The organism is Tsukamurella sp. M9C, assembly GCF_020169415.1.
In the GTDB taxonomy this organism is placed as follows: domain Bacteria; phylum Actinomycetota; class Actinomycetes; order Mycobacteriales; family Mycobacteriaceae; genus Tsukamurella.
The window spans coordinates 70,257-85,625 of sequence record NZ_JAIULG010000006.1; the positions used below are offsets into that span (position 1 = coordinate 70,257).

Here is a 15,369-nt window from a genome sequence, read left to right on the forward strand (position 1 = left end):
GCACGGCGCCGTCGCCGTTTCTGCAGGTCGGTGCCCTACCGGCACCCGATCACTTCCAGGTGCGCAGCGCCGCGATCCGCTCGCGCAGCTGATCGGCCGACGCCATCGCGGTGACGGGTCCCCCCAGCCTGCTGCGCAGTTCGTTGTGCACCACGCCGTGCGGCTTGCCCGTGCGGTGGTGATGCATCGCGACCAGCGAATTCAGCTCGCGCCGTAGTGCGGAGAGCTGCGCGCCCGCGGTCGCCCGCTCCTCCACCTGCGCGGGCGCCGCGGGGCGCTCCACCTCGGCCGACCGGGTGTCCACCTGATCCTTCTGCCGCTGTTTGAGGAGCGCCCGCATCTGCTCGGCGTCCAGCAGCCCCGGTAGCCCCAGGTAGTCGGCCTCCTCCTCGCTGCCCGCGAAGGTGGCGGTGCCGTACGAGGAGCCGTCGTAGATCAGCTGGTCCAGCTCGGCGTCGGCGTGCAGGGAGACGAACGCCTTCTCCTCCTCGCCGGGCTCGTCCTTCTGCTTGTTCGCGTCGATGAGCAGCGCGTCCTCGAGTCCGTCGGACTCGCGGTGCGGCTTGCCGAGCACGTGGTCGCGCTGCTCCTCCAGCTTCGCGGCGAGATCCAGCAGGACCGGGACCGACGGGAGGAAGACGCTCGCGGTCTCGCCCGGCACGCGCAGTCGCACGAAACGGCCGATGGCCTGGGCGAAGAACAGCGGCGTCGAGGCGCTCGTCGCGTACACGCCCACGGCCAGGCGCGGGACGTCGACGCCCTCGGACACCATGCGGACGGCGACCATCCACTTGTCCGTGCCCTCGGAGAAGGCGGAGATCCGCTTCGACGCCGTCGGGTCGTCGGACAGCACGACGGTGACCTTCTCGCCGCTGATCTCCTCGAGCAGCTCGGCGTAGTCCCGGGCCGTCGTCTGATCGGTGGCGATCACCAGGCCGCCCGCGTCGGGCATCGCGCGACGCAGCTGCTCGAGCCGCGTGTTCGCGGCGTGCAGCACAGCGGGGATCCAGTCGCCGTGCGGGTCGAGCGCGGTGCGCCAGGCGCGCGCCGTCTGCTCCTTGCTCAGCGGCTCGCCCAGGCGGGCGGTGAACTCCTCGCCTGCGCTGGTGCGCCAACTCGCCTGCCCGGAGTAGGCCAGGAAGACGACGGGGCGGACGACGCCGTCCGCGAGGGCGTCCGAGTAGCCGTAGACGTGATCGGCCTTGGACCGCTGGCCGCCGCCGAACTCCGGCTCATACGTGACGAATGGGATGGGGTTGTCGTCGCTGCGGAACGGGGTACCGGTGAGCGCGAGCCGACGGGTGGCCGGCGCGAAGGCCTCGCGCACGCCTTCGCCCCAGCTCTTGGCGTCGCCGGCGTGATGGATCTCATCGAGGATGACGAGCGTCTTGTAGGCCGACGTACGCGCGTGGTGCTTGTACGGATGCATGCCCACCTGGGCGTACGTGATGACCACGCCGTCGAAGTCCGACGAGGTGCTGCCGCCCGAGTTGGTGAAGTTCGGGTCGAGGTTGATGCCGTTCCGCGAGGCCGCCTCGGCCCACTGGTACTTGAGGTGCTCGGTCGGCGCGACGACGGTGATCCGCTCGACGGTGCGGTCGGCCAGCAGCTCGGCGGCGACGCGCAGCGCGAACGTGGTCTTTCCGGCGCCGGGGGTCGCCACGGCGAGGAAGTCCTGAGGCTTCGAGGTCAGGTACTTCGTGAGCGCACGGCGCTGCCAGACACGAAGTGAAACCGCCATCGAGAAACGCACCCCTAAACCGCGAGAGAAGCCCGTCCGGCGCGAGTCCGCGGCGCGGGCGGGTCGATCGTGAACCCGGAAGCAGTCTACTCGCAACACGCGGCGATCCCGGTTACGGCGTGATCGGCCCCGGTGCGGAAGACTGAACATGATGGACGACGCACACGGCACGCCGGGAGGCCGGCAACCGGGCCCGGCGCAGGACGCCGAGCCGCGCGATCCGGGTCCGCACACCCAGGACCTGGATCGGCCCCGGCGCGCCTCGTTCCCCACGCGCGCGTGGGGCGTCGTCAAGGGCATGCCGCAGGTCCTGTGGCGCACCGTCGTGAAGTCCTGGGACGATTCGATCGTCGGGCACAGCGCGCAGGCGGCCTTCTGGACCACGCTGTCGCTGGCGCCGCTGCTGCTCGCCCTGATGGGCCTCATCGGTTACGTGGCGAACTGGTTCGGCCCCGACACCATCGGGGTGATCCACGACCGGCTCATCTCCTTCGGCCTGCGGGTCTTCACGCCCAACGTGGTGGACGAGATCATCCGGCCGATGGTCGACGGGGTGCTCCAGCAGGGCCGCGGCGACGTGGTCTCGGTGGGCTTCATCCTCGCGCTGTGGGCCGGGTCGTCGGCGCTGTCGTCGTACGTGGACTCGATCAGCATGGCGCACGATCAGCACACGGTGCGCAATCCGGTGTACCAGCGGCTGTTCGCGCTGGTGCTCTACCTCGAGTTCCTGGTGATCGCGGTGTTCACGCTGCCGCTCGTGGCGCTGGGCCCCAGCTTCATCATCAAGTACATCCCCGCGTCCTGGCACCCCGCGGTCGCCCAGCTGATCGACTTCGGTTACCTGCCCTTCGTCGTGCTCATGCTGGTCGGCGGCCTCGCGCTGCTCTACCGGCAGGCGCTGCCGCGGCCGCTCCCCTGGTACCGGCACGTGCCGGGCGCGGCGCTCGCGGCGCTGATCTTCCTCGTCGCCTCGACGGGGCTGCGCGTGTACCTGTCGTTCATCGCGTCGGGGAGCGGCATCTCCTACGGCGCGCTGGCGACGCCGATCGCCTTCCTGCTGTTCACGTTCTTCCTCGGCTTCGCGGTCATGGTCGGCGCGGAGTTCAACGCCGCGCTGCAGGACCGCTGGCCCGCGCGCGAGATCCGCACCGATCAGCTGCGGGACTGGGTCGTCGAGCAGATCAAGGAGGCGGGGATCCCCGATCCCGGCAGGGCGGCCGCCGAGGGCCTGCGCCGCGCGACCGACCCGATCCGCCGGCGCCAGCGGGCGGAGACCGACGAGCCGTCCACCGACACCGAGACGCCGGTGTCCGGCGGGTCGCCCGCCGACGCGCCGAGTGCCGCGGCGCCGCGGCGCACCGTCGAGACGGACGTCCCGGCGCGGCGCACCGTCGAGCCCGAGGCCCCGCGCGTGCCGCCCGCCCGGCCGCCGCGCGAGGTGGAGCCGCGGTGAGCGGCTACTTCTTCATGCGGTCGTAGATCTTCTTGCACTCGGGGCACACCGGCGAGCCGGGCTTGGCGGACTTGGTGACCGGGAAGGTCTCGCCGCAGAGCGCGACGACGTAGTTGCCCATCACGGCCGACTCGGCGATCTTGTTCTTCCGCACGTAATGGAAGAACTTGGGGGTGTCGTCGTCGGTGCCGGTATCGGCGTCGACGTCGACGTCCGGCTTCTCCAGGGTCTTCGTACTCATGACTTTCATTCTGCCAGCCGCAGTGGGACGATCGAAGTGTGGGAAACCAAGGTGAGAACACCTACGTCATCACCGACGCGGAGGACTCGTACGACGAGCAGCACCGGCGGCGCGTCCGCCGCTACCTGATGATCATGGCGATCCGCATTCCCGCCCTCGTCATCTCCGCGTGGATCTACTCCGCCACCGGCAACTGGATGATCGCGCTGGCCGTGCTCGGCGGCTCCATCCCCATCCCGTGGATCGCCGTGATCCGCGCCAACGACCGGCCCAAGAAGCGTAAGGGCGAGCCCGACCGCTTCACCCGCCGCAAGCTGGATCGCCTCGCCCTGCAGGGCCACCCGATCACGACCGTCTCGACGCGCGGCGACTAGGTGCTGCTCTCCCCCGGCCTGGCACCACTGTGCCGTCGGCTCGGCCCCGCGCTGGCCGCCGCCGATTTCTCGGAATCCGCCGTCGCCGACCGCCTGGGTGACGCCTACGGCTGCCTGTCGCGCGGCGAGCCCGGCCCCGTCGAAGCCGCGGCACCCGGCGACGCGCCCCTGGACGTGCTGATCCGCCTGTTCCTCGCCGCCGCGCCGGTCCCCCGCCCGCAGGTCGACGGTGCCCTGGCGCCCGTCACCGTCGACGACGCCCTGGCGGCCGGCCTGCTGGAGGCCGATCCGGAGGACCCGTCGCGGGTGCGGGCCGCGCTGAGCCTGCGGCCACTCGACCTGCCCGACGGTCCGCAATGGTTCCTCTCCGACCTCGACGGCCTCATGCGGCCGCACGCGCAGCACCGCGAGCACGTGCTCGGCGTGGGCCACGCCTCGCAGTCGCTGCTGCGGGCCACGCCGCGCGAGCCGGTGGGCACCGTCCTCGACCTCGGCACCGGCTGCGGCGTGCACGCGTGCGCCGCGACCCGGTTCGCACGCTCGGTCACCGCCACCGACGTGAGCGAGCGGGCCGCCGGCTTCGCCGCCGCGTCCGCCGCGCTGAACGGCGCGGACGTCGAGGTACTGACCGGCGACTGGTTCGCGCCCGTCGCGGGACGCCGGTTCGACCTACTGCTGGCGAACCCGCCCTTCGTCGTGGGCGAGGGCCGCGTCGACCACACCTACCGCGACTCCGGCCTCGATCTCGACGGCGCGTCCGAGTTGGTCGTGCGGGGCGCACCGGATCATCTGGCGCCGGGCGGCACCGCCGCGCTGCTCGCCTCGTGGGTGCACGGCGACGACGAGTCGTGGCAGGCCCGGGTCGCGTCCTGGCTGCCCGCGGACGGCATCGCGGCGTGGGTGCTGCAGCGCGACGTCGCCGATCCCGCGCTGTACGTGGGCACCTGGCTCCGCGACGAGGGGCTCGACCCGCGTGTCGGCGAGGGACGCGCGAAGTCCGACCGCTGGCTCGCCCACCTCGCCGACGCCGGCGTGACCGGCATCGGGTTCGGTTTCGTGCTCCTCCGGGCGATCGACGGCCCGTCGGAGGTGGTCTGCGAGGAGCTGAGCCAGCCCTTCGACGATCCCCTCGGCGACGAGGTTCCCGCGCACTTCGCGCGGATGGCGTGGCTGCGCGACGCCGACCTGGACGCCGCCCGGCCGCTACTCGGCGACGACGTCGCCCTCGAGCGCGTATCGGTGACCGGCGACGAGGGCTGGGACGAGGTGGCGGTGCGCGTGACCCGGATGTCGGGCCCGCGCTGGGTGCACGAGCTCGACGACGCCGGCGCCCGCCTGCTCGCCGGATGCCGCGGGGAACTCCCCGCCGAGGACCTCGTCATCCTGCTCGAGGCGGCGACGGGCGAGGACGACCTCGCCGATCCGGCCCGGCGGTTGCTCGCCGACCTGCACCGGCACGGATTCGTAACCTTCCTCTAAGCAACTTCTCAGAACGCCTCGCTGTTTCCGCAGGTCAGGGGATCCGGGCTCGGGAACTCTGTGCGCCCGTCGTCCGTTGAACCTGATGTACCGGCGAACAGGAGGCAGCCACATGGCACACCGCGTCAACACTGCTAGCACCGCAGCCCGCCCCGCTGATCGGGTGCGGCCCCCGCTGACCGAGGCCGATCTCGATGCACAGAGTCCCGCCGCGGATCTGGTGCGGGTGTACCTGAACGGCATCGGCCGCACCGCGCTGCTGTCCGCTGAGGACGAGGTCGATCTGGCCAAGCGCATCGAGGCGGGGCTGTACGCACAGCACCTCCTGGCCACCAAGAAGCGGATGGCCGCCTCGAAGAAGCGCGACCTGGCCTTCATCGTGCGCGACGGCCAGGCGGCCCGCCAGCACCTGCTGGAGGCCAACCTGCGCCTCGTGGTGTCGCTGGCCAAGCGCTACACCGGGCGCGGCATGCCGCTGCTGGACCTGATCCAGGAGGGCAACCTCGGCCTGATCCGCGCGATGGAGAAGTTCGACTACGCCAAGGGCTTCAAGTTCTCGACCTACGCCACCTGGTGGATCCGGCAGGCCATCACCCGCGGCATGGCGGACCAGTCCCGCACCATCCGCCTCCCCGTCCACCTCGTGGAGCAGGTGAACAAGCTGGCCCGCATCCGGCGCGAGCTGCACCAGCAGCTGGGCCGCGAGGCCACGGACGCGGAGCTCGCGGAGGAGTCGGGCATCCCGGCGGAGAAGATCGCCGATCTCATGGACCACTCCCGTGATCCGGTGAGCCTCGACATGCCCGTCGGGTCCGACGAGGAGGCGCCTCTCGGCGACTTCATCGAGGACGCGGAGGCCGCGTCGGCCGAGTCCGCCGTGATCTCGCGACTCATGCACAGCGACGTGCGCTCGGTGCTCGCCACCCTCGACGAGCGGGAGCAGCAGGTCATCCGCCTGCGCTACGGCCTCGACGACGGCCAGCCGCGCACGCTCGACCAGATCGGCAAGCTCTTCGGGCTCTCCCGCGAGCGGGTGCGCCAGATCGAGCGCGAGGTCATGAGCAAGCTCCGCAACGGCGAGCGGGCCGACCGGCTGCGCGCGTACGCGAGCTAGCCCCGAACCACCCTCGAAGGAACCGCGTCGGCTGTCACAGCCGGCGCGGTTCCGCTTGTTGGGCGAGGACGTCGCTGGCGTGGCCGATGCGGATCACCACGGACAGCACCGAGGCGCCGTCGGTCGTGGCGAGGATCGGCTGGCAGTCGATCGAGGCGATCTCGGGCACCTCGTAGGCGAGGGCCGCGATGCGGGTCACCACGTCGGTGAGCGCCGCGCGGTCCACGCCTGATTCGCCGGCGAAGCCGTCGAGCAGCGGGGCCGAACGTGTGGCCGTGACCAGATCGGCGGCCGCGGCGTTGGTGAGCGGCAGCAGCCGGTAGGCGCGGTCCCCCAACAGCTCCGGCACGGCGCCGCTGAGGCCGAAGGACAGCAGCGGACCGATCCGCGGGTCGTTCTCGTAGCCGACGGCGCAGCCGATGCCCTTGGGCGCCATCCGCTGCACGTGCAGCGTCGACTCCCCCGTCGCCTCCGCGAGCTCGGCGAAGGCGGCCGCCACGGCCTGCGGGCTCGCGAGATCGAGGCGGACCGCAGCGAGGTCGGCGCGCAGGCGCCAGCGCTCCCCCATCGCTTTGACCGCGACGGGGTACCCCAGCCTGTCCGCGGCCGCGGCCGCGTCCTCCGGCGTGGACGCGACGTCGAAAGCCACGACGCCGATCCCGTAGAGCCCCAGCAGCTCCGCGCTCTGATCGAAGCTCAGGGTGACGGCGCCGGTGTCGGAGTCGGCGCTGGGCAGCCACTCCCGGACGCGAGTCCTCGCGGTCTCGACGTCGGTGCGATCGGGCCGCGCGGTGTCGGAGACGGGGCGGGCGCGCCACTGCGCGTACCGCCAGCCGTGGGCGAGGACCCGGGCCGCACGCTCGGGCTCGGGGTACGACGGGACCGACCCCCGGACCCGGACGCCGTCCTCGTCGGTGACGGCGAGCAGTTCGGTGACGCCGTCGAAGGCGAGGAAGGTCGAGACGATCGGCTTGATCTGCTTGCGGGAGGCCTCGAGCAGGACCGCGGCGTGCGCCTCGGGTGGCGCCTCCACCGGCGGCACGAAGACGGCGATGATGGCGTGCACCGCGTCGTCGGCCAGCGCGGCGTCGATCGCGGCGCCGAACTCCTCGGGGGTCGCTGCGGCGCCGAGATCCACGGGCTGCGCGACGTCGAGCCCCGCGCGGATCCCGGTGTGCGTCGCGAGGATCCCGAGGGCCGTCGAGTTGCCGATGACGGCGACGCGGGGGCCGACGGGCAGCGGCTGGTAGCTGAAGAAGGTCGCGCAGTCGAACAGCTCCGGGATCGAATCGACCTGGACGACACCGGAGTTCTCGAACAGCGCCTCCGATCCGCGTCGGCGGCGGTCGGCGTCGATCCCGCCGCGGTGCACGGCGACGATCGGCTTCTGCCGGGACAGCCGCTGGGCGATCCTGCCGAACTTGCGCGGGTTACCGAAGCTCTCGAGGTAGAGCAGCACCACTTCGGTGGCGTCGTCGGTGTCCCAGTACTGGAGCACGTCGTTGCCCGAGACGTCGGCGCGGTTGCCGGCGGAGACGAAGGTCGTCAGGCCCACACCACGTTTCGCGGCGGTGTCGAGGATGGCGATGCCGAGGGCGCCGGACTGGCAGAAGAAGCCCACGTTGCCGCGCCCGGGGACGACGGGGGCGAGCGTCGCGTTGATCCGCACCGCGCGGTCGGTGTTGATGACGCCGAGCGCGTTGGGGCCGATCAGCCGCATCCCGTGCGAGCGCACGGCTTTGAGGAGCCGGCGCTCCGACTCCTTGCCGCGTCCACCGGCGTCGGAGAAGCCGGACGAGACGACGAGGAGCGTGCGGACCTCCTTAGCGAGGCAGTCGTCGAGCACCTGGTCCATGTTGTCGGCGGGCACGGCGACCACGGCGAGGTCCACCTGATCGGGGATGTCGCGCACCGACTCGTAGGCGCGGATGCCCGCGACCGAACGGCGTTCCGGGTGCACCGGGTACACCGGGCCGGCGAAGTCGCCCGCGATGATGTTGCGCAGCACCGCGTGGCCGACCTTGCCCGGGGTGGCCGACGCACCGATCACGGCGATCGACTCCGGCCGCAGTGCGTTGCTCACGCTGCGCGCCTCCGAGGCGAGCTCGCGGGCGTTGCGCACGGCGACCAGGGCCTCCGTGGGGTCGATGCCGAACTCCACGTGCACCACGCTGCCGTCGAAGCTGCGCCTCAGCTCGTATCCGGCGGCCTTGAAGACGTTGACCATGTACCGGTTCTCGGCGAGAACCTCCGCCTCGAAGCGGTGGAAGCCGTTCTCGGCGGCGGCGCCGGCGAGGTGCTCGAGCAGGATCGGGCCGAGACCGCGGCCCTGGTGCTCGTCGGCGACGACGAAGGCGACCTCCGCCGACGTCGGCTTGCCGGAGTCGGCGAGGCCCTCGTAGAGGCCGACGGCGATGATCTTGCCGCCGAGGATCGCCAGCAGGCAGACGCGCTGCTCGTGGTCGACGGTGGTCATCCGCGCGACGTCGCGGGGCGGCATGACCGGGTAGGGCCCGAAGTAGCGGAGGTAGCGGGTGCGCTCGGAGAGTCCGGCGTGGAAGGCGACCATGTCGTCGGCGTCGTCGGGCACGACGGGCCGCAGGTGGACGACGCCGCCGTCGGAGGCCAGCACGTCGGCGACCCAGTGGGCGGGGAACTCGTACGGTCCCGACGGTGCCTGCGGGCTCGGCGCCGGGAACGGGTCGGTGGCGGGCCCCGAGGGGTGCAGGGGGATGTCGTCAGTCACGAGGGTCCTCCGGATCCAGTCCGTGGAGAGGAAAAACCGCGGATCGGGCGCGGGCGATGAAGCGGTCGGCGGCGGCCTCCAGCGGGGCGGCGGTGGGGTCGTAGGAGGAGGGCTCCCAGGGGGTGAACGCGGTGCCGCCGCCCTCGCCCATCGTGTCCGGCAGGCCGCTCACGGCACCGACCTGGTCGGTGGGGAGGCTCGCGGCCAGCTCCTTCCACTCCTCGGGAATCGGTGTGGCCGGGTCGATGTCGACGCCGACGACGGCGCCGATCAGGTGGGTCCAGGCGCGGGGCACCACGTGCACGAGCTGATACCCGCCGCCGCCGATGGCGAGCCACCGGCCGTCGCACACCTCGTCGGCGAGGTCGCGCATGGCCAGGATCGCGGCGCGCTGCCCGTCGACGGTGAGCGAGAGGTCGGTCAGCGGGTCCGTCGCGTGGGAGTCGCAGCCGCACTGGCTCACGATGAGCTGGGGCCGGAACTCGCGGACGATCGACGGGACCACGGCGTGGAAGGCGCGCAGCCACAGCCCGTCGGGGCAGAACGCGGGCACCGGGATGTTGACGGCCGTGCCACGCGCCTCCGGGCCGCCGAGCTCCGTCGGGTAGCCGGTGTTGGGCCACAGGTGCTGGGGGTCCTCGTGCAGGGAGACGGTGAGCACCCGCGGGTCGTTCCAGAACTGGGCCTGCACTCCGTCGCCGTGGTGGGCGTCGACGTCGATGTAGGCGATCCGGTCGAAGCCGTTGTCGAGCAGCCAGGAGATGGCGATGGCCGCGTCGTTGTAAACGCAGAAACCCGAGGCGTGCGAGCGCATGGCGTGGTGCATCCCGCCCGCGATGTTGACGGCGCGGGTGGTGTGGCCGACGGCGATCGCCTTCGCGCCGGTGAGGGTGGAGCCGACCAGGCTCGCGGCCGCCTCGTGCATGCGCAGGAAGATCGGGTTGTCGTCGTTGCCGAGGCCGTATCCGGTGAGATCGATCCGCGAGCGGCCCGAGCCCGCGACGCGCACCGCCGCCAGGTAGTCGTCGGTATGGGCGCGGCCGAGCTCCAGCGGGTCGAAGTCCGCCGGCGCCACCACCTCGACCCCGTCGAGGACCCCGAGCATCCGCGAGAGCTCCATCGTCAGGCGCAGCCGGACCGGGTCCATCGGATGGGAGTGGGAGAACCGGTAGTCGAGAACCGAGGGGTCCCAGACCACCTGGGAGTCGGGGAACCGTGCCATGTGTCACGACCCTAGTCGTTGCACACCTGCGCCGCTTCGAAGTTAGGTAACCTTAAGTACGGGGGACGGTAGCCCGTCTCGGTTAAGCTCGACAGTGACGAGAAGGAGCTGGATACGTGAACGATCTGGTGGACACCACCGAGATGTACCTGCGGACCATCTACGAGCTCGAGGAGGAGGGCGTGGTGCCCCTCCGGGCGCGGATCGCGGAGCGTCTCGAGCAGAGTGGTCCCACCGTCTCGCAGACGGTGCAGCGCATGGAGCGCGACGGGCTGGTCCGGGTCGCCGGTGACCGGCACCTCGAGCTCAGCGAGAAGGGCCGCCAGTTGGCCATCGCCGTGATGCGCAAGCACCGGCTGGCCGAGCGGCTCCTGGTGGACGTGATCGGGCTGCAGTGGGAGAACGTGCACGCCGAGGCGTGCCGCTGGGAGCACGTGATGAGCGAGGACGTGGAGCGGCGCCTGCTGGAGGTGCTGGGCAACCCCACCACCTCCCCGTACGGCAACCCCATCCCGGGGCTCGGCGAGCTCGGGGTGGCGATCACCGGCGAGCCGGCGCGCCCCGCCCGCCTCACCGACCTGCCGCAGGGCGGTCCGACGGCGGTGGTCATCAAGCGGCTGGCCGAGCACGTCCAGGCGGACACCGACCTGATCGGCCGGTTCCGCGAGGCCGGCGTCGTCCCGGACGCGCGCGTGTCGGTCACCGTCCAGCGCGGCGCCGTGGTCATCTCGGTCGCCGGGCACGAGGACTTCGAGCTCCCCGACGAGATGGCCCACGCCGTCTTCGTCGAGGCGGTGTAGCCGATGCGCCTGGTGGTGACCGGCGGCGCCGGCTACGTGGGCAGCGTGTGCACGCAGGTGCTGCTCGAGCGCGGTCACGAGGTGACGGTTCTCGACGACCTGAGCACCGGCAACCGCGAGGCGGTGCCTGCGGGCGCGACGTTCGTGGAGGGCGACGTGGCGCAGGCCGCTCGCCCGCTGCTCGCCGACGGCGACTTCGACGGCGTCCTGCACTTCGCAGCGAAATCGCTGGTGGGCGAGTCGGTGTCGCATCCGCACAACTACTGGCAGGGCAACGTCGTCACCACGCTGACGCTGCTCGACGCGATGCTGGCGGCCGGCGTCCCGCGCCTGGTCTTCTCGTCGACCGCGGCGACCTACGGCGAGCCGGAGTCCGTCCCGATCACGGAGGACGCGCGCACCGCGCCCACCAACACCTACGGCGCGACCAAGCTCGCGATCGACGCGGCGATCTCCTCGTACGCCACCGCCTACGGCCTGGCCGCGGTCTCGCTGCGGTACTTCAACGTGGCGGGCAGCTACGGGGGCTTCGGGGAGAACCGTGAGGTCGAGACGCACCTGATCCCCCTCGTGTTGCAGACGGCCCTCGGACAGCGCGGCGACATCGCGGTCTTCGGCGCCGACTACCCCACCGACGACGGCACCGCGGTCCGGGACTACGTCCACGTCAAGGACCTGGCCGAGGCGCACCTGCTGGCCCTGGACCACGCGCGTCCGCGCACGCACGAGATCTTCAATCTCGGCTCCGGTGAGGGCTTCTCGGTGCGTCAGGTGATCGACACGTGCCGCGAGGTGACGGGGCGCGAGATCCCCGAGACCGCTGCCGAGCGCCGCGCCGGCGACCCCGCCGTGCTGGTCGCGTCGTCCCGCCGGGCGATCGAGGAGCTCGGCTGGCGGCCCGAGAAGACGGACCTGCGCGACATCGTCGCCGACGCCTGGGCGTACACCCAGGAGCTGGGCGACCGCGCGCACGCCGCCCGCCGCGCCTGACCCCGTACCTCACTCCGATCCCCCTCGCAGGTCGTCACCCGGCGAGGGGGAACCCGAGGTCCCGGGGCGGGAGGTCCACGCCGAGGCGGCGGGCCACGTCCACGCCGATCTCGGCGGTGATGCACAGCTCCCGCGGATGCATCCCCGCGGCCAGCGCGTGCGCCAGGAGGTGCGCGCCCCGGTAGCGACCGTCGGCGGTCAGCGCCGCGTCGAGGGCGATGCCGGTGAGCGGACCGTCCCCGCGCAGGTAACTCCCGGCGGCCACCAGCGTCGCCGCCGCCGCACGCGGCGTGCCCCGCAGGCGCCGCGCCAGCTCGGCGAACAGCAGCCGGGCCTCGTCCGCCATCACGGTGAGGGCCAACGCCATCGCCGCATCGCGCACCTTCACCTCGAGCAGCGCTCCCCCGAGCAGCGCGACGTCGGCGTCCGAGAGGTCCGCTGAGCGCTGCGCGGTGACGGCCCCGACGACGGCGGCCAACAGCTCGCACGGATCGCCGTCCGCCTCGTAGTCCGCGGCGTCGCGGCAGCGGTCCGCGCCGATCCCCGGGCCCTCCTCCGCGAGCTGGTCCGTCAGCTCCGTGCGGGACCGGTGGATGGTGCGCCCCTCCACGACGGCCGCGACCATGAGGGGCGACGACGCCGGATCCGGGAGAGCGCCACTCTCGCCGTGCCGGCACACCCATCGCTCACCGGCCTCCATCCGGTCGAGCAGGACCAGGTCGATGATCTCGAGGTCGGGATCGACCGCGTCCCGGGACCGGGCGGCGTCCTCGAGCAGCCGGAGCAGCGCCGGGGTGACCCGCTCGCGCGGGCGGTCGTCGACCGCGACGCAGAACAGCCGGTCCGCGCCCTGGCGCCGCAGCAACCCCACCGCCTCGGCGATGTGGGTCCGGCAGTCCTTCCGAAGACCGCCGGACGCGGTCACCTCGAGGTCGGTCCGAGCGGTGGCCCCGATCCGGCCGGTCACCTCGTCGTGCGCGAGCAGCACCACCGATCGGGTCGGATAGAAGCCCAGGAGAGCCGGGACGGCGGCGACCAGGTCGCCGAGGGAGTCGATCTTCATGGCCGGGTCCGCGTGATGTTTCGTCATGCTCGAATGCTCGTGGAGGCGACGGACGACGATCGCCGCTGCGCCCCGTCCATCCCCACTTTGGTTACGAAACGTTCTCCACGCTGGGCGTTGTCCACAGGATCGCCCGTACCGGACACCCGCGGACGGGCGCCCGACGTGCGGCACCGGCGAGCGCTACTGTGAACCGCGTGATCGGCTTACCGCGGTTCTCGGACCGCACGCGCGACTGGTTCCTCAGCGGCATGTCTGAGCGGGCCGGCACCCACGTCGGACCCCACGCGAAGGACGCGGAGCACCCGCAGCCGTGGTGGAAGGTCATGTGCCTGACCGGCGTCGACTACTTCTCGACCCTCGGCTACCAGCCCGCGATCGCGTTCATCGCGGCCGGCGTCATCTCCCCCATCGCCACCCTCGTGCTGATCGCGCTCACGCTGTTCGGCGCTCTCCCGGTCTACAAGCGGGTATCGCGGGAGAGCTTCAACGGCTCCGGCTCGCTGGCGATGTTCGAGCGGCTCCTCCCCTGGTGGGGCGGCAAGCTGTTCGTGCTGGTCCTGCTCGGATTCGCGGCCACCGACTTCATCATCACCATCACCCTGTCGTCGTCCGACGCCGCCGAGCACATCGTCGAGAACCCGCTCGTCCCCACGTTCCTCCACGGCGCAAACATCCCCATCACCCTGGGGCTGGTCCTGGCCCTGGGCGTGATCTTCCTCAAGGGCTTCCGCGAGGCGATCGGCACCGCCGTCGTCCTGGTGACGGTCTACCTGTCGCTCAACGTGGTCGTCATCGGCGTCTCGCTGTTCCACGTCGCCGAGCGGCCGCAGAAGGTGCTGGACTGGCAGGACCTGTTGTGGGCCGAGCACTCGAATCCGCTCATGGTGATCGCGGTCGCGCTCATCGTCTTCCCGAAGCTGGCGCTGGGCCTCTCCGGTTTCGAGACCGGCGTCGCGGTGATGCCGCAGATCAAGGGCGACCCGAACGATCCGCCCGAGTACCCCGCCAAGCGCATCCGGGACACCGGGCGGCTCCTGACCACGGCGGCCGTGATCATGAGCGTCCTGCTCGCCACGTCGAGCTTCGCGACCACCGTGCTGATCCCCGCGGAGGAGTTCGGCCCGAACGGCGACGCCAACGGCCGCGCGCTGGCGTGGCTCGCGCACGAGTACCTCGGGAACGGCTTCGGCACCGTCTACGACGTCTCGACGGTCGCGATCCTCTGGTTCGCCGGGGCGTCCGCCATGGCCGGCATGCTCAACCTGGTGCCCCGGTACCTGCCGCGCTACGGCATGGCCCCGCGCTGGGCCTCGGCCGTGCGGCCGCTGGTCGTGGTGCTCACCGTGATCGCCCTCGCGATCGTGCTGATCTTCGAGGCGGACGTGAACGCGCAGGGCGGCGCCTACGCGACCGGCGTCCTCGTGCTCATGACCTCGGCCGCGATCGCCGTGACCATCTCTGCGCGCCGCAAGCGCCAGACGGGGGCCACCTGGGGCTTCGGCCTGATCTCCGCGGTCTTCGTCTACACCACGATCGACAACATCATCGAGCGGCCCGACGGCGTGCGGATCGCCGCGCTGTTCATCCTGGCCATCGCCGTGGTGTCGATCGGCTCGCGCGTGCGCCGCTCGTTCGAGCTGCGCGCCTCGTCGATCACGTTCGACGAGAAGGCCCTCGAGTTCATCCGCGACGACGCCGCCGCGCAGCACGCGATCCGGATCGTCTCGCACGAGCCCGACGTGGACACCAAGAAGGAGTACCGGGACAAGGTCCGCGCGGAGCGCAAGTTCGGGCACATCCCCGGCCGCTCGCGGGTGATCCTGCTCGAGGTGTGGCCGCGCGACTCGTCGGACTTCGAGGAGGACCTGGAGGTCCGGGGCATCGAGAAGTTCGGCTACCGCCTGCTCAAGGTGCGCTCGGGCAGCATCGCCAACACGATCGCCGCGGTCCTGCTGTACATCCGCGACGAGACCGGCGTGGTGCCCGAGGTCTACTTCCAGTGGTCGGAGATGAACCCCGTGCTCAACATGGGCAAGTACCTGGTGGAGGGCTCGGGCGAGGTCGCGGCCGTGTGCCACGAGGTGCTGCGCCAGGCCGAGCACGACTCCAAGCGCCGCCCCACCGTCCACGTCTCCTGACGCCG

At 71.6% G+C, this 15,369-nt stretch carries 12 protein-coding genes; 7 read left to right on the forward strand and 5 right to left on the reverse strand.

Annotated features, from left to right (window positions below):
- Positions 1–49 precede the first annotated feature (49 nt).
- Positions 50–1,741, reverse strand: coding sequence for a DEAD/DEAH box helicase (locus LB823_RS05445; protein WP_224645748.1), 1,692 nt, complete (start codon positions 1,739–1,741; stop codon positions 50–52).
- Between the two features lie 151 nt (positions 1,742–1,892).
- Here LB823_RS05445 and LB823_RS05450 point away from each other — a divergent pair, with 151 nt between their 5' ends.
- Positions 1,893–3,194, forward strand: coding sequence for a YihY/virulence factor BrkB family protein (locus tag LB823_RS05450; RefSeq protein WP_224645749.1), 1,302 nt, complete (start codon positions 1,893–1,895; stop codon positions 3,192–3,194).
- Positions 3,195–3,198: 4 nt separating this feature from the next.
- Here LB823_RS05450 and LB823_RS05455 read toward each other — a convergent pair whose 3' ends face one another.
- Positions 3,199–3,435 carry a DUF3039 domain-containing protein gene (locus tag LB823_RS05455; RefSeq protein WP_068525069.1) on the reverse strand — a complete coding sequence of 79 codons (237 nt, stop codon included), beginning with the start codon at positions 3,433–3,435 and terminating at the stop codon, positions 3,199–3,201.
- A 38-nt stretch (positions 3,436–3,473) separates the two neighbouring features.
- On the opposite strand from LB823_RS05455, the gene LB823_RS05460 reads away from it, so the two are divergent.
- From LB823_RS05460 to LB823_RS05470, 3 genes are all read left to right on the forward strand, one after another.
- A complete protein-coding gene (locus LB823_RS05460; RefSeq protein WP_224645750.1) occupies positions 3,474–3,809 on the forward strand; it encodes a DUF3099 domain-containing protein in 336 nt (111 codons plus the stop codon).
- Positions 3,810–5,288, forward strand: coding sequence for a methyltransferase (locus LB823_RS05465; protein WP_224645751.1), 1,479 nt, complete (start codon positions 3,810–3,812; stop codon positions 5,286–5,288).
- A 112-nt stretch (positions 5,289–5,400) separates the two neighbouring features.
- Positions 5,401–6,402 (forward strand): sigma-70 family RNA polymerase sigma factor, encoded by a 1,002-nt coding sequence (locus tag LB823_RS05470; protein WP_224645752.1) that lies wholly within the window; start codon positions 5,401–5,403, stop codon positions 6,400–6,402.
- A gap of 34 nt (positions 6,403–6,436) precedes the next feature.
- On the opposite strand, the gene LB823_RS05475 is transcribed toward LB823_RS05470, so the two are convergent.
- Positions 6,437–9,148 (reverse strand): bifunctional GNAT family N-acetyltransferase/acetate--CoA ligase family protein, encoded by a 2,712-nt coding sequence (locus tag LB823_RS05475; RefSeq protein ID WP_224645753.1) that lies wholly within the window; start codon positions 9,146–9,148, stop codon positions 6,437–6,439.
- Positions 9,141–10,370 carry an acetoin utilization protein AcuC gene (locus LB823_RS05480; protein WP_224645754.1) on the reverse strand — a complete coding sequence of 410 codons (1,230 nt, stop codon included), beginning with the start codon at positions 10,368–10,370 and terminating at the stop codon, positions 9,141–9,143. Before LB823_RS05480 ends, LB823_RS05475 begins: the two co-directional genes overlap by 8 nt.
- Positions 10,371–10,486: 116 nt before the next feature.
- Between LB823_RS05480 and LB823_RS05485 the strand changes: the two genes are divergently transcribed.
- Together LB823_RS05485 and galE are read left to right on the forward strand one after the other, a co-directional pair.
- Positions 10,487–11,170, forward strand: coding sequence for a metal-dependent transcriptional regulator (locus LB823_RS05485; RefSeq protein WP_224645755.1), 684 nt, complete (start codon positions 10,487–10,489; stop codon positions 11,168–11,170).
- A gap of 3 nt (positions 11,171–11,173) precedes the next feature.
- A complete protein-coding gene (gene galE, locus LB823_RS05490) occupies positions 11,174–12,160 on the forward strand; it encodes a UDP-glucose 4-epimerase GalE (RefSeq protein WP_224645756.1) in 987 nt (328 codons plus the stop codon).
- Positions 12,161–12,194: 34 nt separating this feature from the next.
- On the opposite strand, the gene LB823_RS05495 is transcribed toward galE, so the two are convergent.
- Positions 12,195–13,250: a DUF4192 domain-containing protein gene (locus tag LB823_RS05495; RefSeq protein ID WP_224645757.1), complete on the reverse strand. Its 1,056-nt coding sequence runs from the start codon at positions 13,248–13,250 to the stop codon at positions 12,195–12,197.
- A 161-nt stretch (positions 13,251–13,411) separates the two neighbouring features.
- Between LB823_RS05495 and LB823_RS05500 the strand changes: the two genes are divergently transcribed.
- Positions 13,412–15,364 (forward strand): APC family permease, encoded by a 1,953-nt coding sequence (locus LB823_RS05500; protein WP_374201276.1) that lies wholly within the window; start codon positions 13,412–13,414, stop codon positions 15,362–15,364.
- The last annotated feature ends 5 nt before the right edge of the window (positions 15,365–15,369 follow it).